The sequence below is a fragment of the Burkholderia catarinensis genome, from assembly GCF_001883705.2.
Lineage (GTDB): Bacteria > Pseudomonadota > Gammaproteobacteria > Burkholderiales > Burkholderiaceae > Burkholderia > Burkholderia catarinensis.
In genome coordinates, this window is sequence record NZ_MDEQ02000015.1 from 32,759 (window position 1) to 48,709 (window position 15,951).

At 67.4% G+C, this 15,951-nt stretch carries 11 protein-coding genes and 1 pseudogene; 7 read left to right on the forward strand and 5 right to left on the reverse strand.

Annotated elements, in window-relative coordinates; translation table 11 throughout:
- Positions 1 to 207 precede the first annotated feature (207 nt).
- Both BFF94_RS23660 and gshA read left to right on the forward strand, forming a co-directional pair.
- A complete protein-coding gene (locus BFF94_RS23660; protein WP_128841293.1) occupies positions 208 to 1,611 on the forward strand; it encodes a GGDEF domain-containing protein in 1,404 nt (467 codons plus the stop codon).
- A 449-nt stretch (positions 1,612 to 2,060) separates the two neighbouring features.
- Positions 2,061 to 3,674, forward strand: a complete 1,614-nt coding sequence (gene gshA / locus BFF94_RS23665) for a glutamate--cysteine ligase (protein ID WP_162285521.1) — start codon at positions 2,061 to 2,063, stop codon at positions 3,672 to 3,674.
- Between the two features lie 164 nt (positions 3,675 to 3,838).
- Here the strand turns inward: gshA and BFF94_RS23670 are convergent, their stop codons facing one another.
- Complete coding sequence (locus BFF94_RS23670; RefSeq protein WP_128841290.1) at positions 3,839 to 4,150, reverse strand: DUF4148 domain-containing protein; 312 nt, start codon at positions 4,148 to 4,150, stop codon at positions 3,839 to 3,841.
- A gap of 595 nt (positions 4,151 to 4,745) precedes the next feature.
- Here BFF94_RS23670 and BFF94_RS23675 point away from each other — a divergent pair.
- A complete protein-coding gene (locus tag BFF94_RS23675; protein ID WP_219139916.1) occupies positions 4,746 to 6,386 on the forward strand; it encodes an L-lactate permease in 1,641 nt (546 codons plus the stop codon).
- Positions 6,387 to 6,484: 98 nt separating this feature from the next.
- Here BFF94_RS23675 and BFF94_RS23680 read toward each other — a convergent pair whose 3' ends face one another.
- Positions 6,485 to 7,384 (reverse strand): LysR family transcriptional regulator, encoded by a 900-nt coding sequence (locus BFF94_RS23680; protein ID WP_128843780.1) that lies wholly within the window; start codon positions 7,382 to 7,384, stop codon positions 6,485 to 6,487.
- Between the two features lie 232 nt (positions 7,385 to 7,616).
- Between BFF94_RS23680 and BFF94_RS23685 the strand changes: the two genes are divergently transcribed.
- Both BFF94_RS23685 and BFF94_RS23690 read left to right on the forward strand, forming a co-directional pair.
- Positions 7,617 to 9,788 carry a phosphocholine-specific phospholipase C gene (locus BFF94_RS23685; protein ID WP_128843781.1) on the forward strand — a complete coding sequence of 724 codons (2,172 nt, stop codon included), beginning with the start codon at positions 7,617 to 7,619 and terminating at the stop codon, positions 9,786 to 9,788.
- Positions 9,789 to 9,984: 196 nt separating this feature from the next.
- Positions 9,985 to 10,713 carry a phosphonate utilization associated transcriptional regulator gene (locus BFF94_RS23690; RefSeq protein WP_128843782.1) on the forward strand — a complete coding sequence of 243 codons (729 nt, stop codon included), beginning with the start codon at positions 9,985 to 9,987 and terminating at the stop codon, positions 10,711 to 10,713.
- 89 nt (positions 10,714 to 10,802) lie between these two features.
- Here the strand turns inward: BFF94_RS23690 and BFF94_RS23695 are convergent, their stop codons facing one another.
- Both BFF94_RS23695 and BFF94_RS23700 read right to left on the reverse strand, forming a co-directional pair.
- Entirely contained in the window at positions 10,803 to 12,191 is a 1,389-nt protein-coding gene (locus tag BFF94_RS23695) for an FAD-dependent oxidoreductase (RefSeq protein ID WP_128843783.1), read from the reverse strand.
- A gap of 101 nt (positions 12,192 to 12,292) precedes the next feature.
- Positions 12,293 to 12,574 (reverse strand): annotated as a pseudogene (locus BFF94_RS23700) (2-aminoethylphosphonate--pyruvate transaminase); the annotation flags it as partial.
- 260 nt (positions 12,575 to 12,834) lie between these two features.
- On the opposite strand from BFF94_RS23700, the gene phnA reads away from it, so the two are divergent.
- Positions 12,835 to 14,073, forward strand: a complete 1,239-nt coding sequence (gene phnA, locus BFF94_RS23705) for a phosphonoacetate hydrolase (RefSeq protein WP_219139917.1) — start codon at positions 12,835 to 12,837, stop codon at positions 14,071 to 14,073.
- A gap of 29 nt (positions 14,074 to 14,102) precedes the next feature.
- The gene (gene phnY, locus BFF94_RS23710; protein ID WP_128843784.1) at positions 14,103 to 15,557 is read left to right on the forward strand and encodes a phosphonoacetaldehyde dehydrogenase; all 1,455 of its coding nucleotides are present in this window, start codon (positions 14,103 to 14,105) and stop codon (positions 15,555 to 15,557) included.
- An 85-nt stretch (positions 15,558 to 15,642) separates the two neighbouring features.
- Here phnY and BFF94_RS23715 read toward each other — a convergent pair whose 3' ends face one another.
- Positions 15,643 to 15,918 (reverse strand): hypothetical protein, encoded by a 276-nt coding sequence (locus BFF94_RS23715; protein ID WP_128843785.1) that lies wholly within the window; start codon positions 15,916 to 15,918, stop codon positions 15,643 to 15,645.
- Positions 15,919 to 15,951: the final 33 nt, after the last annotated feature.

Sequence of the window (15,951 nt, forward strand, 5' to 3'; positions counted from 1 at the left end):
GCGCCCGGGTCCGATTTCGAGCAGGGAAGTTGCGCGACATCGCGGCCAGCAAAATAAAACCCTCGATCACAAGCGTGAGATTTGCATGCCGAACGGGCGGATACGCCCATACGCCCGTGCGTGTGGCGCGGTCGGGATGCATATATGGCTGTCTGGGTTCGTCCCCGTACCTATACTGAATTCACCTGACGAAACCGGAGGCAGAGCATGAACGTCAATGTGGCCGCCAAGGAGCCCACCAGCGCTGGCCAGTTGGTCACCCGGAGCTATGCCAGGCTCGTGCTGGCGGGCTTCGCGCTGGTACCGGCGTATCTGATTGCCTACCTGTACTTTTTCCAGGATCCGTCGCTGAAATTCGAGAATCACGCCTTTCACGAGCTGGCGATCGCGGTCGCGACGCTCGAAGGTGCGTTCGTCACCTATGTCTGCTGGCGGTGCTATCGCTTGTCGGGCGAGCCGCTGCTACGCTGGCTTACGCTAGGCTTTCTGGGTTTTACTCTCATCTATGCGTTGCATGGCGCCTTTACCGGCATGGCGCATCACAATATCTGGCTGTTCCTGCTGTACGGGCCGGCCTCGCGCCTGACCATGTCGATCCTGCTGTTCGTCGGGCAACTGTCGTACAGCCGGGCGGCCGACAGCGCAACCGGACGCGCTGATCGCCGCGTCTGGGCGACGTGGATCGCGCTGTTCGGGCTGATCGACGTGGCGGTCGCCTGGATCGCCTACTCGCCGGTGGCCGGTGCCCTGTGGGTGCGCCTGTCGATGGAGGGCGGGGCCCTGGTGTTCTCTACCGTGAACGTCGCCGCGCTGGTCGTGCGCCGCATCCGCTCGCCGCTCATGACGATCTACGGCATTTCAGTGGCGTCATTCGCGCTGTCCTCGCTCGCCTTCATCCTCGGGCGGCCGTGGAATCATATGTGGTGGCTGGCGCACGCGATCTTTGCCGCGGGCTTTGTCCTGCTCAGCTACGGTGTCGTCCAGGCCTTTCATACAACGCGGTCGTTTTCGAAGATCTACAGCCAGGAAGAGCTGTTTGCCCGCTTGAGAGACGCGATGGCGAGGACGGAGCGTGCGCTGCAGGAACTGCAGCGGACCAACGCGAAGCTCGAGCACATGGCGGCAACGGACCCGCTCACGGGTGCGGCCAATCGGCGCCAGTTCATCGAAAGCGTGGAAGCCGAAATTACCCGGGCGAAGCGCAATGGCGCGCCGTTTTCGTTGCTGGCGCTCGATCTCGACCACTTCAAGGCGATCAACGACAGTTACGGGCATCAGGCGGGCGACGAGGTGTTGCAGCGCTTCGTCAACAAATGCCTCGATGCGATCCGGCCGTACGACGGCTTCGCGCGGGTGGGCGGAGAAGAATTCATGGTGCTGCTGCCGCAAGCCGCGCTGGATACCGCGCAGTCGATCGGTGAGCGCATCCGCGCAGCGATTGCGGGTGCCCCGTTCGAGGCCGGCATCGGCAAGCCGATTGAGGTCACCGTGAGCGTGGGGGCGTCCGAGTTCGGTCGGGACGGAGAGACGATCGACGCGATCCTGCGCAAGGCCGACGAACGCCTGTACTGTGCGAAACATCAAGGTCGCAACCGGGTGGTGACAGCGTAGCCGGCAGCAGATCTCCTGCCGGTCCCGCTCCGTCGCCGTCAGATCGTGCGGCGAGCAGCCATCGCGCGAGCACGCCGGCCACCGGCGAGTAGGCGATCCGGGCAACCGCCCCGGCGATCGCGAGTTCGGGGTGACCACGACTTGAGGTGCGCGAGCGGTCAGGTCGACGGCACGGTGGCACCTGCCGCCGCTTGCCCACTCGTCGCATTCCGTCGGACGAATTCGTCTGGCCGACGTGCGCGTCGACGCCGCCGGGAACCGGCGAGGCATGACGCGATAGCCGCAACCGGCCCGTCCGGCGGCCTGCTCCGGCCCGCGCACCATGCCCGGGGCCACCTCAAGCGCGGGTCTCGGCGAGATGTTAAAGTGCCCGCTACCAACGAAGCGACCAATAATCCAGCCGGCCGCGCGCGGCGTTCTGCGCGCGGTCGTCACGCACTTGCGTCTCCATGTCGAACACCATGACTCACCGCCAGTCCGAACTGCTGCTGAATCGCCTCGAAGCGCTGAGCTCGGGCCCGACGCGGCAGCATCTGCCCGACGGCCTGCGCGGCATCGAAAGGGAAAGCCTGCGCGTGACGCGCGACGGGATGATCGCGTTCACGCCGCATCCGCGCGCGCTCGGTTCGGCGCTCACGCACCCGTCGCTGACGACCGACTATTCCGAAGCGCTGATCGAGCTGATCACGCCCGCGGAACGCGACGCCGCGATCACGCTCGAACGTCTCGACGATCTGCATCGCAACGTGTATGCATCGCTCGGCGACGAGATGCTGTGGAACGACTCGATGCCGGGCCTGCTGCCGGCGGACGACCAGATCCCGATCGCCGATTACGGTACGTCGAACATCGGCCGCCTGAAGACGGTGTACCGGCGCGGCCTCGCGTATCGCTACGGCCGCACGATGCAGTGCATCGCCGGCATCCACTACAACTACTCGCTGCATGAGGAAGTGTGGCGGCGCCTGCATGCGGAAGAAGGCTCGACGGCCACGCTCGTCGATTACCAGTCGGAGCGCTATCTCGCGCAGATCCGCAACTTCCGCCGCCGCAGCTGGTTGCTGATGTACCTGTTCGGCGCGTCGCCCGCGCTCGACACGAGGTTCCTGCGCGGCAAGCCGCACAAACTCGACACGTTCGACGCCGATACGCTGTACCTGCCGTACGCGACGAGCCTGCGGATGAGCGATCTCGGCTACTCGAACACGACCGCGCAGGCCGCGCTGCACGTCGACTACAACACGCTGTCCGGCTATCTCGACGCGCTGTCGAAGGCCGTGAGCGAGCCGTATCCGGCGTACGAGGCGATCGGTACGCATCGCGACGGCGAGTGGATCCAGATCAACACGAACGTGCTGCAGATCGAGAACGAGTTCTACTCGACGATCCGGCCGAAGCGTGTCACGTATTCGGGCGAGCGGCCGCTGCATGCGCTCGCGTCGCGCGGCGTGCAGTACATCGAGGTGCGCTGCCTCGACATCGATCCGTTCGAGCCGACCGGCATCGCGCTGGAAACCGCGCGCTTCATCGACGCGTTCCTGCTCGCGTGCGCGCTCGACGAGAGCCCGGCGCTCGACTGCCCCGCGTACAAAGAAGCGAACGCGAACTTCGGCAGCGTGACGATGGAAGGGCGCAAGCCGGGGCTCACGCTGACGCGCGACGGCCAGCCGGTCACGTTGCAGGCGTGGGCCGACGAGCTGATGGCCGATATCGAAACCGTCGGCCGCCGTCTCGACGAGATCCGCGGCGGCGACGAGCATGCGCGCGCGATCGCCGCGCAACGCGAGAAGCTCGCCGATCCGGAGCGCACGGCGTCCGCGCGCGTGCTGCGCACGATGCGCGAGAACGGGCAGTCGTTCCTCGGATTCGCGCTGGCGCAGAGCGAAACGCATGCCGCGCATTTCCGCGCGCGTCCGCCGTCGGCGGACACGCTGCGCACCGAGCAGGCGCTCGCCGCGAAGTCGCTGGCCGAGCAGGCCGAGCTCGAAGCGAAGGAGGCCGGATCGTTCGACGCGTTCGTCGCGGCCTACCGCGCGTATACGCTGAACCGCTTCAGCGTCTGACGATCGCGCCCGCGGCCGCGCGTGTTGGCATGCGGGCCGCGAGTGAGGCGGCCGGCGCAGGGCGCGCTACGGGGTGGCCGCCGCCAGTGGGCAGTGCCTCGGGCCTCGCCGGCCACCAGGCGGTTCGTCGCGCTGATGCGCGATCGATCCGGTCCAGCCGACAGTCAATGATGGGCGTATGTGCCGCGATCGATCGCGTGCGGCAGCGCCGGCTTCCCTGATTCCACGTTCGCCCGGCCGTCGCGGCCATAACCGGCATCCTCGCCGCGCGCCTGCGCGGCACGCTGCATGATCGCCTGCATGTTCTCCGGAAAGTCGGGACTGCTCGCGAGGCTCGTCCGGTAGCCGGCTGCCTGCAACTCCACGAGTTCCTGGCGGACCTGCGCGCGCGTCAGCGTCGACGCGGCCTGCGCGTGCGCCGTGAAGGCCGCGCCGATCAGCAGGAACGCGCATGCCGCGTGTTTCATCGTCTTCATCGTGTTCGCTCCGTGAGGTTCCGGCGCCGCGCCGTCGCTGGCGCGGGCGGAATCGATGCGGCCAGTCTAGGCTTCGGACGCCAAACGAAACATCCCGCCCGCCGGCAGGCACCTTTGCCGCACGTGCAACATTGCGCGGGTGACGACGTTGCGCAGCCCCGGCAAACCGTTCGCGACGGGCTTCCTGTCGAACGCGACAGCGACTCGCCAATTTCCGGTCATCGTGCGGCGGATGGTCCGTACCGGGGCGCCACGTATCGGGCTTGTCCCCCTTGTGCAAGCGTCGCGCGCCTCCTAACCTCTTTTAAGCGACTGATCGGTTGGCCGTGCAACGTCGTTGCGTGCGCAAGCGCCCGATCGTTGTCGCGACGGCAGAACGACCGCTTTGCACCGAATCCGGGGGCGCGCCGAAGCGCCAACCCGGGTCGACCGCGCAAGGCATGGAACCCGAGCAAGCGCTAAAGCGCCAACCCGGGTCGACCGCGCAAGGCATGGGACCCGAGTAAGCGCTGAAGCGCTAACTCGGGTCGACCGCGCAAGGCATGGGACCCGAGTAAGCGCTAAAGCGCTAACTCGGGTCGACATTGGAGACACGATGAGCCCTACCGACGCCCTACCGCCCGGCATCGTCTTCGCGCAGCCGTTGACGCCCGTCGCCAACTCGCTGCTCCTGTCCTTCCTCGTCGCCGCGATCCCGATCGCGGTTGCGCTGATCGCGCTCGGCGTGCTGCGCCGCCCCGCGTGGCAGGCATCGCTCGCCGGGCTCGTCGCCGGCCTCGCGGTCGCGATCGGCGCGTGGGGCATGCCGGCCGGGCTCGCGTTCGACGCGGTCGGCGCGGGCATGGCGCTCGCGGTCGTGCCCGTGATGTGGATCGTCTTCAACGCGCTGCTGCTGTACAACATCGCGGTGAAGTCGGGCCGCTTCGACCAGTTCCGGCAGTGGATGCTCGACAACCTGCCCGACGATCGCCGCCTCGTGCTGCTCGTCGTCGCGTTCTCGTTCGGCTGCCTGCTCGAAGGGATCTCGGGATTCGGCACACCGGTCGCGATCACCAGCGCGCTGCTGATCGCGCTCGGCTTCCCCGCGCTCGAAGCGCTCACCTACACGCTGCTGTTCAACACGGCGCCGGTCGCGTTCGGTGCGCTCGGCGTGCCGATCACCGTGCTCGGCGCGGTCACGTCGCTGCCGCCCGCGACGCTCGCCCAGATGGTCGGCCGGCAGTTGCCGTTTTTTGCGCTGCTGCTGCCGTTCTACGTGGTCGGCGCGTATGGCGGGCTGCGCTCGATCTCGAAGCTGTGGCCGGCGCTGCTCGTGTCGGGCGCCAGCTTCGCGATCGCGCAGTTCGTCACGTCGAACTTCCTCGGCTACCAGCTCACCGACGTGCTGTCGTCGCTCACGTCGCTGATCGTCACGATCGGCTTCCTGCAGGTGTGGAAGCCGCAGCCCGATCCGCAGTTCGCGCTCGCGCGCAGCGTGCCCGCAACGGCCGGCGCGGCGCGCGCGGGCTTCGGCGGCTGGCTGCCATGGCTCGTCGTGTCGGTGGTCGTGATCGTGTGGGTGCACGCGGGCATCGCGGCGATCGGCGACGTGAAGATCAAGTGGCCGGGCCTGCACAATGCGGTGTTCGTGTCGCTGTACCACAAGCCGTATGCGGCGATCTGGGACTTCCAGCCGCTCGGCACGGGCACCGCGATCCTGCTCTCGGCGGTCATCACGGCCGCGCTGACGCGCACCGGCGCCGGCGCGTTCCTCGAGTGCGTGGTCAAGACCTGGCGGCAGACGTGGATCGCGATCGTCACGGTGATGATGATCGTCGGGCTCGCGTACCTGCTGAACTACTCGGGGATCAGCTACACGCTCGGCACGGGCGTCGCGTCCACGGGCGCGCTGTTCCCGCTGGTGTCCGCGTCGCTCGGCTGGATCGCCGTGTTCCTGTCCGGCAGCGACACGTCGGGCAATGCGCTGTTCGGCAACCTGCAGGTCGTCGCCGCCAGGCAGCTCGGCCTCGATCCCGTGCTGATGGCCGCGACCAACTCGTCCGGCGGCGTGATGGGCAAGATGATCTCGCCGCAGAACATCGCGACGGGCGTGTCGACGACGGACCTGAAGGGGCAGGAAGGCGTCGTGTTCGCGCGCACCTTCTGGCACAGCGTGATCCTCACGCTGCTGCTCGGCGTGCTCGTGTTCCTGCAGCAGCACGTGTTCACGTGGATGATTCCGGCGCTGCCGAAGTGATGCGCGGCGCAACGAGAGAAGGAAGGCACGAGGAAAGGACGAGGGAAGGCGCGGGAAAAGCGCCAGTCAAAGCGCGAAACCGGTGAACGCGCGGCAGTTCAGCGCGCGTTCACTCGTCGCGTCGCGTCCACCGCTTCGCCGCCGGCCGGCAGGATGCACGCGAGGAACGCGTCGATCGCCGGGCTCTGGCGGCGCGCCTTCAGGTAGTACACGTATTCGTCGATCGTCGTGTCGACGCCGCGCAGCGCGATCACACGCAGGTCCGGATGGCGCTCGGCCTCGCCGAGCGGAAACAGGCTGCCGCCCACGCCGTGCAGGATCGCCTCGCGGATCGCTTCGCGGCTGCCGATCTCGGCCACCGATACGGCCGCGACGCCGGCCGTCGCGAGGATCGTCTCGGTGCAGCGGCGCGTGACCGAGCCTTCCTCGCGAATCAGAAGCCGCACGTCGGCGAGCTGCACCGGATCGATCGCGTCGAAACGCGCGAGCGGATGGGTGCGATGCACGACGAGCACGAGCGGATCGGTCGAGATCACCTTGCGTTCGAGCCCTTCGGTGTCGTTGCGCTGCGACGAGACGGCGAGATCGATGCGGAATTCCTGCAGCGCCTGCAGGATTTCCTCGGAGTTGCCGATCCGGCAGGTGAGCGCGATCGACGGATGCGCGTTCGAGAAGCGGCCGACCGCGTTCATGATGTAGTACGGCCCCGTCGCGCCGATCCGCAGATGGCCCTCGAACAGGCCGCCGACGTTGCGCAGCATGATGTCGGCCTGCGCCTCGAGCGCGATCATCTTCTCGACGAGCGGCAGCAGCTCGACGCCCGTCTCGGTGACCTCGAGCTTGCGGCCGCTGCGGTAGAACAGCTCGACGCCGTACACCTGCTCGACCTGCCGGATCTGCGCGGCAATGGTCGGCTGGCTCACGCCGAGATGGCGCGCGGCGCGCGTGATGCTGCCCTGCCGGACGGTCGCGTGGAACGCCTTCAGCTGATCGAACACGACTCGGCTTCTCCCCCCCCTCTTCATCGCGCGTCAGCGTAGCGCAGGCGTGTGTCGGCCGCATGAAACGCGCGTCGTGCGCCGCTTCGAAAAAAAACTGGGGGTCACCAAAAGAAACCTGCGGTAACCGGTCACGGCTAGGACACGCCGGTGCGGGGTAATAGCGGCAACGCACCGACCGCCGGCCCCGCTTGACCGGCGCCTCACTCCTACCGACAACAGGGTTCTCTTCATGTCCTCGAACAATCGACGCGATTTCCTGCGCCTCGCCGCGCAGTCGGCCGGCGCGATGGCCGCCTACGCCGGCTTCCCGCCCGCGATCCGCAACGCGTTGGCGATGCCGGCCGCCTACCGCACCGGCACGATCCGCGACGTCGAACACGTCGTGATCTTCATGCAGGAAAACCGTTCGTTCGACCATTACTTCGGCGGGCTGCGCGGCGTGCGCGGTTTCAACGACCCGCGCCCGCACCTGTTGCCGAGCGGCGCACCGGTGTGGCAGCAGCCGCCGGCGTCGGTGTTCACGAAGAACTACCATTCGCGCGGCCTCGATCCTTCGGCGCCGTACGTGCTGCCGTTCTACCTCGATCCGAAGCAGACGACCGAATTCCAGCCGGGCACCAACCACGGCTGGAGCAGCGGCCACCTGTCCTGGAACAACGGCCAGTGGGACCAGTGGGTGAACCAGAAGCAGGACGTGCTGACGATGGGCTACCTGAAGCGCCAGGACCTTACGTACCACTACGCACTGGCCGATGCGTTCACGATCTGCGATTCGTACTTCTGCTCCGCGCACGCCGACACGGCGCCGAACCGCATCTATCTGTGGACCGGCACGATCGACCCGCTCAACCGCTACGGCGCGCAGCCGAACGGCCCCGGCATCGGCGAGCGCAACAACGTGAACGGCTACACATGGACGACCTATGCCGAACGCCTCGAGGACGCGAAGATCAGCTGGAAGCTGTACCAGGGCGGTACGGGCATCCCGGGCGACCCGACCGACAACTACACCGACAACTCGCTGATGTTCTTCAAGCGCTTCCAGGTGAAGGAAGGCGCGAGCGGCCCGCTGGTCGACAAGGGCGCGTCGAACCACACGCTGGCCGAGCTGAAGGCCGACGTGCAGGCGAACAACCTGCCGCAGGTGTCGTGGATCGTGTCGCCGTACAAGTACAGCGAGCACCCGCAGGCGTCGCCGACCGACGGCGCGTTCTACATCAACATGGTGCTCGAGGCGCTGACGTCGAACCCCGAGGTGTGGGCGAAGACGGTGTTCATCCTCAACTACGACGAGAACGACGGGCTGTTCGACCACGTCGTGCCGCCGGTGCCGCCGGTGACGAGCGGCGTGGGCGGGCAGGGCATCGTGTCGCCGGACCTGCTGTCGACTCTCGGCGACGAGCTGCTCGACCTGAACAAGTACCCGGGCGAGATGAGCCCGCTCGTGCCGGGCGCGGACCCGGGCGGCCTCCAGCCGATCGGCCTCGGGCCGCGCGTGCCGCTGATCATCATCTCGCCGTGGACGAAGGGCGGCTGGGTCTGCTCGGAGACGTTCGACCATACATCGGTGCTGCGTTTCCTCGAAGCGCGGTTCGGCGTGAAGGAGCCGAACATCAGCGCATGGCGCCGGTCGATCTGCGGCGACCTCACGTCGGCGTTCGACTTCTCCGCGCGCCCCGACACGCGTACGGTGAGCTTCACGGTGCCGCAGCACATCGCGACGGCCGGCCAGGCGTACCAGGTGCCCGCGCAGCAGTCGATGCCGGCGCAGGAGCCCGGCACGCGGCCCGCGCGTGCGCTGCCGTACGAGTTGTTCGTGCACAGCCGCGTGGGCGCGCATGACGACACCGTATCGCTCGACTTCGCGAACACCGGCGACGCGGGCGCGGCGCTCTACGTGTACGACCGCCGCAACCCGGCGACGCCGGCGCGCCGCTATGCGGTGTCCGCGCACGATCGCTTCGTCGACACGTGGAGCACGTCGGCCGCGCGCGGCGACTATCATCTCGCGGCATACGGCCCGAACGGCTATCTGTGCGAGTTCCAGGGCAACACGCGGCTCGTGGCGGACGGCCGTCACGCGAACCTCGAAGCGAAGATCGGCTACGACGTACGCAACCGCCACGTGTACCTGCAACTGCGCAACAGCGGGCGCGCGGCATGCAGCGTGACGGTCGACAACGCGTACAGCCATGCGCATGCACGCACCTATACGCTGGAGCCGGGCGAGCGCGTCGAGGATCACTTCGAGCTGTCGTCGAGCCACGGCTGGTACGATCTGACGATCACCGCGACGACGCTGCGCGGCGGCGACGACAAGGTTGTGCGCCGCTTCGCGGGCCACGTCGAGACGGGCCAGCCGAGCCACAGCGATCCGGGGCCGGTGAAGCACACGGCCTGACGGCCGGCATGCGTCGCGCGGTTCGGGCACGGGGCGCCCGCCGCGCGGCCGCTGCATTCCGGCTGCATTCCGGTAGGCGGAATTGGCTTTTGGAAACTGAAAACTGTTGACGATGTGTCGGGCCGAGGGTTATACAAGGATCATTCGCCGATATGGCGCCCTCGATTTCTACCGCAGCCTCGCTGCCTGCCCGACCATGACTGCCCCGAACGCGCTCAGCGCCATCGAACTCCTGCAAAGCCAGTCGCTCGCGATGATTGTCCAGGACATGCTCGAGCGCGCGATCGTCTCCGGCGAATACGCGCCCGGCGAGAAGCTCAACGAAGTCGAGATCGCGACCAGGCTGAACGTATCGCGCGGCCCCGTGCGCGAAGCGTTCCGCGCGCTCGAACAGGCCGGCCTGCTGCGCAACGAGAAGAACCGCGGCGTGACCGTGCGCGTCGTGCCGCTGCGCGAGGCCGAGGAGATCTACGAAGTGCGCGCGATGCTCGACGAGTCGGTCGCGCGCGCGCTCGCGAAGCGCATCTCGCCCGATACGCTGAAAGTGCTGAAGGGCATCATCCAGTCGATGAAGGACGCCGCGAAGACGCACGACGTCACGCGCTATACCGAGCTGAACGTGCAGTTCCACGACGCGATGGTCGTCGGCGTCGGTAATACGCACCTCACCGACACCTACCGCCGGCTCGTGCGCCAGCTCGGCCTGCTGCGCCAGGCTGCGATCGAGGCCGAGGAGGATGCGATCGCGGTGTCCGCGGCCGAGCACGACAAGATCGTGCAGGCGCTCGCGGGCGGCGACGAGAAGAAGGCCGTCGCACTCGTGCGCGAGCACGTCGCGCACGGTCTCGCACGGATGCGCCGCACGCACGAGCAGGGGCTGCCGGCGACGGGCAAGGCGGCGCGGGAGAAAACCGCGCGCGCGTAAGGCCGGCAAGGCCCACGCGGCAGCCGCACAAAAGCCAAGGGACGCTTCGCAGCGTCCCTTTTGCTTTGCGTCGTCAGGCCGACGCGTCGTCACGCCTTGTCGGCTTTCCCGGCCGCGCTCGCGAATTTCGCGAGCCACGTATCGACGGCCGCCGGCCGCCGGCTCTCGTCCTCCGCGCGCTCCTTGCGGCGGATCGCATTGCGCACGACGTGCGCGCCGACATAGCGGATCGGCTCCGGCGGGAAATGGCCGAGCGGGCCGCGCACGATCGGGCTGCGCGTCCACGCGTTGTCGAGGCCGAGCACGAGCGACGACAGGATCTGCCCGCCCATGTAGGTCGGCCCGACGCCGTTGCCCGAATAGCCGAAGCCGTAGAACACGTTCGGCGCATCGTCGAGGCGGCCGAAGAACGGGAAGCCCGTCACCGAACGATCCGACGGCCCGTTCCAGCTCGCGGTGACCGGTACGCCCGCGAGCGACGGGAAGAATTCGCGCAGGCTGTGCGTGAGCTGTGCCTCGTACGGCGAACGCCGGTCGAACACGGGCGCGATGCGGCTGCGCCACGAGAACGTATTGCCGCCCTTGCCGAGCATCAGCCGCCCGTCGGCCGTCGTGCGGTAGTAGTAGACGAAGATCCGCGAATCGAGCACCGACACACCGTCCACGAGCCCGGTTTTCTCGAGCAGCTCGGGACACTTCTCGGTGATGACCATGTCGCTCGACACGACCGCGATCGTGCGCTCGAACTGCGGGAAACGGCTCGCCATCCACGCGTTGATCGCGAACACGAGCTTGCCCGCGCTCACGCTGCCGGACGGCGTGCGAACGACGGCCGGCTGCCCGGGCGTGAAGTCGAGCATCGGCGTGCGCTCGTAGATCCGGATGCCCATCGCGAGCGCGACGCGGCGCAGCCCGCGCACGAGCTTGCCGGGATGCACGGTCGCGGCGATCGGCGAGTAGACGCCGTCGAGATTGCGCGCGGAACCCGAGCGGCGCGCGACTTCGGCGGGCGGCAGCGGCTCGTAGCTATGGATGCCGCACGCGGCGAGCGCGTCGAGCACCGGCGCGAGCGTGCCGACCTGCGCGCGCGACGTCGCGGTGTACAGCGTGCCGTCGAGCCGCAGTTCGGCATCGATGTCATGCGCGCGGCAGAAATCGGCGATGTGCTGGACGGCTGCTTCGGATGCCTTCACGAGCCGGATCGCCTCGGCTTCGCCGAACAGGCGCCGCAGCGTCAGGAATTTCGCGGACCACGTGAGCAGGCAGCCGCCGTTGCGGCCGCTCGCGCCGGCGCCGCACAGGTCGGCCTCGAGGATCGCGATGTCGAGCGCGGGGTTGTGCTGCTTCGCCTGGATCGCGGTCCAGAGCCCGGTGAAGCCGCCGCCGACGATGCAGACGTCGGCCTGCGTCGCACCTTGCAGCGCGGGGGCGAGATCGCCGTCGTTGAACAGCGCTTGTTCGATCCAGAAGGGGCGCATCGGATGGTTCGTCAATAAGAGTCGGGGCCGCGCCATGCACGGCGGAAAACCTGGCGGCCGCGTGCGCACTCGCGTGCGGCCAGATGCATCGCGTGACGTCGTCAGGCCGCCGCTTCGGCCGACACGCGGCGCACGCCCGTCGCGCGCAGCGTGTCGGCGATCGCGGCGACGGCGCCCGGAATGCCGGCTTCACCGAAGTGGCCGATGCAGCCGACACGGAACGTCTCGACTTCGGTCAGCTTGCCCGGATACGGAATGTAGCCGCGCTTTTTGACCTCCTGATAAAACCGCTTGAAATCGTAGTTCGGATCGTCCGGCGCATGGAACGTGACGATGATCGGCGCCTGGATCGCCGGGTCGAGGAACGGCCGGAAGCCGAGCGCGCCGGCCGCTGCCCACCCGTTGAAACGCTTGCATACCGGCACTTCATTCACCTTCGGACCCCTTGACTGTGGCGCCGCGGCACGCGGCGGATGAGTGGTGACCAGCCTCTTGCTGCTACGTTGTTTTGCTTTCTGTTCTCTGCATGTTGTTGACAATCTACAAATCATCCATTTTAATGTCAAGCATGAAAAGCACTCCCATCGGCGCGGCGCGGGCGCCGACGACTCAACCTCTCTCCGAACCGAAAGGACTGAACGTCATGACCGAGACGCCTGTATCCGTGGAAGTGAACGGCCGCCGCTACAACTGGATGAGCCGGCCCGTGGTGGTCGTCTGCGTCGATGGCTGCGCATACGAATATCTGGAAATGGCGGCCGAGGCCGGCGTCGCGCCGTTCCTGCGCACGCTGCTGAAGCCCGGCACGGCGCTCAAGGGCGAGTGCGTGGTGCCGAGCTTCACGAACCCGAACAACCTGTCGATCGTGACAGGCGTGCCGCCGGCGGTGCATGGGATCAGCGGCAACTACTTCTACGATCGCGACACCGGCGCCGAGGTGCTGATGAACGATCCGAAGTACCTCGTCGCACCCACCGTCCTCGCGACCTTCGCCGAACAGGGCGCGCGCGTCGCGGTCGTCACCGCGAAGGACAAGCTGCGCCGCTTGCTCGGCAAGGGGCTGAAGGGCATCTGCTTCTCGTCGGAGAAGGCCGACGAGGCGAGCATCGACGAAAACGGCATCGACAACGTGCTCGAGCTGGTCGGCAAGCCGGTGCCGAGCGTGTACAGCGCGGACCTGTCGGAATTCGTGTTCGCGGCCGGCGTGCGCCTGCTCGAGACGCGCCCGGTCGACTTGATGTACCTGTCGACCACCGACTACGTGCAGCACAAGTGCGCGCCCGGCACGCCCGGCGCGAACGCGTTCTACGCAATGATGGACAAGTACCTGCAGCGTCTCGACGAGCTCGGTGCGATCGTCGCGATCACGGCCGACCACGGGATGAACGCGAAGCATGACGACGAGACCGGCGAGCCGAACGTGATCTACCTGCAGGAACTGTTCGACGAGTGGCTCGGCCACGACGCGGCGCGCGTGATCCTGCCGATCACCGATCCGTACGTCGTGCACCACGGCGCGCTCGGCTCGTTCGCGACCGTCTACGTGCCGGCGTCGGCCGATGCCGGCGCGCTGCGCGCACGGCTCGCCGCGGTCGACGGCATCGAGGTCGTGCTGACGGGCGCCGAAGGCTGCGCGCGCTTCGAGCTGCCGCCCGCGCGGATGGGCGACCTGATCGTGATCTCGAAGCAGGACGTCGTGCTCGGCACGCGCCGCATCAAGCACGACCTGTCGGGCCTCGATGTGCCGCTGCGCTCGCACGGCGGGATCTCCGAGCAGATCGTGCCGCTGATCTTCAGCAAGCCGGTCGCCACCGACGTCACCGGCCGCGCGCGGTTGCGCAACTTCGACATCATCGACATCGCGCTCAACCATCTGCAGTGATGCGCACGCATCCGCAAGGGGACACACTCATGAACGCCATTGCAGCATCGACGGCCGTCCGCGAGATTCGTCGCGAAGCACTGCGAATCGACGGCGAACGGATTCATCGGGATGCGGTGATCGACGTACGAAACCCGTACGATGGCTCGCTGGTCGGCACCGTGCCGAAGGCGACGCTGGACGACGTGCGGCGCGCCTTCGCGGTCGCGCACGCATACCGGCCGACGCTCACGCGCCACGACCGCGCGGCGATCCTGCGCCGCGCGGCCGACATCGTGCGCTCGCGCACGGCTGAAATCGCGGCGCTGATCACGGCCGAAGCCGGGTTGTGCATCAAGGATTCGACGTACGAAGCGGGCCGCGTGGCCGACGTGCTGACGTTCGGCGCCGGTGAAGTGCTGAAGGACGACGGGCAGATCTTCTCGTGCGACCTGACGCCGCACGGCAAGAAACGCCGCGTGTACACGCAGCGCGATCCGCTGCTCGGCGTGATCTCGGCGATCACGCCGTTCAATCACCCGATGAACCAGGTCGCGCACAAGATCGTGCCGTCGATCGCGACCAACAACCGGATCGTCGTGAAGCCGTCGGAGAAGGTGCCGCTGTCGTGCTACCTGTTCGCGGACATCCTGTATGAAGCGGGCCTGCCGCCGCAGATGCTGCAGGTGCTGACCGGCGACCCGAAGGAAATCGCCGACGAGCTGATCACGAACCCGGCGATCGACCTGATCACGTTCACCGGCGGCGTCTCGATCGGCAAGTCGATCGCGTCGCGGATGGGCTACCGGCGCGCGGTGCTCGAACTCGGCGGCAACGATCCGATCATCGTGATGGAAGACGCCGATCTCGACGAAGCGAGCACGCTCGCGGTGTCGGGTTCGTACAAGAACTCGGGGCAGCGCTGCACCGCGATCAAGCGGATGCTCGTGCACGAGGCGGTGGCCGATCGCTTCACCGAACTCGTGGTCGAGAAGACGCGTGCATGGTCGTACGGGAATCCGGCCGACCCGTCGGTCGACATGGGCACCGTGATCGACGAAGCGGCCGCGAAGTTCTGCGAGCAGCAGGTGAATGACGCGATCGCGCGCGGCGCGCGGCTCTTGGTCGGCAACGTGCGCGACGGCGCGCTGTATTCTCCGACGGTGATCGATCGCGTGACGCCCGACATGCCGCTCGTGAAGTATGAAACCTTCGGCCCCGTATCGCCGATCATGCGCTTTCGCGACATCGACGAGGCGATCCGGATGTCGAACAGCACCGACTATGCGCTGTCGTCGTCGGTGTGCACGAACCGCTTCGACACCATCACGCGCTTCATCACCGAGCTGGAAGTCGGCAGCGTGAACGTGCGCGAGGTGCCGGGCTACCGGCTCGAACTGACGCCGTTCGGCGGCGTGAAGGATTCGGGGCTCGGCTACAAGGAAGGCGTGCAGGAAGCGATGAAGAGCTTCACGAATACGAAGACGTATTCGCTGCCGTGGTAAGCGTGGTGGCGCGCGCACGCCGCGCCGGCGGTGCGCGCCGCGATGCCACCCGGCCGTGCGTGGCCATCACGGCCACAGGCGGCGGTCAATCGTCGTCGTCGCCGTGACGGTGATGGCGCCAGCCTCGATGCCGGCCGTTGTCGTGCCAGCGACGGTCGCGGTATTCGCCGTAGTACGGGGCGTAGTAGGCCGGCGCAGGTTCATAGTAGACGGGCGGCGGCGCGTAGACCACCGGAGGCGGCGTTTCGATTACCGGGCCCGGCACGCCGAAGTACACGCCGACGTCGGCATGTGCGAACGCGCTTGCCGACAGGCAGGCCGCCGCGATGCCGATGACGCCGGACAACAGGATTCGCTTCATCTCTCTTCGCTCCGTTCGCGGCCGACCGGCCTG

Excerpts from the sequence above, each read along its gene's own strand:
- gshA (WP_162285521.1), top strand. The coding sequence starts at position 2,061 with ATGTCGAACACCATGACTCACCGCCAGTCCGAACTGCTGCTGAATCGC.
- phnA (WP_219139917.1), top strand. The coding sequence starts at position 12,835 with ATGACCGAGACGCCTGTATCCGTGGAAGTGAACGGCCGCCGCTACAAC.
- BFF94_RS23690 (WP_128843782.1), top strand. The coding sequence starts at position 9,985 with ATGACTGCCCCGAACGCGCTCAGCGCCATCGAACTCCTGCAAAGCCAG.
- BFF94_RS23675 (WP_219139916.1), top strand. The coding sequence starts at position 4,746 with ATGAGCCCTACCGACGCCCTACCGCCCGGCATCGTCTTCGCGCAGCCG.
- BFF94_RS23660 (WP_128841293.1), top strand. The coding sequence starts at position 208 with ATGAACGTCAATGTGGCCGCCAAGGAGCCCACCAGCGCTGGCCAGTTG.
- BFF94_RS23670 (WP_128841290.1), bottom strand. The coding sequence starts at position 4,150 with ATGAAGACGATGAAACACGCGGCATGCGCGTTCCTGCTGATCGGCGCG.
- BFF94_RS23715 (WP_128843785.1), bottom strand. The coding sequence starts at position 15,918 with ATGAAGCGAATCCTGTTGTCCGGCGTCATCGGCATCGCGGCGGCCTGC.
- BFF94_RS23685 (WP_128843781.1), top strand. The coding sequence starts at position 7,617 with ATGTCCTCGAACAATCGACGCGATTTCCTGCGCCTCGCCGCGCAGTCG.
- BFF94_RS23695 (WP_128843783.1), bottom strand. The coding sequence starts at position 12,191 with ATGCGCCCCTTCTGGATCGAACAAGCGCTGTTCAACGACGGCGATCTC.
- phnY (WP_128843784.1), top strand. The coding sequence starts at position 14,103 with ATGAACGCCATTGCAGCATCGACGGCCGTCCGCGAGATTCGTCGCGAA.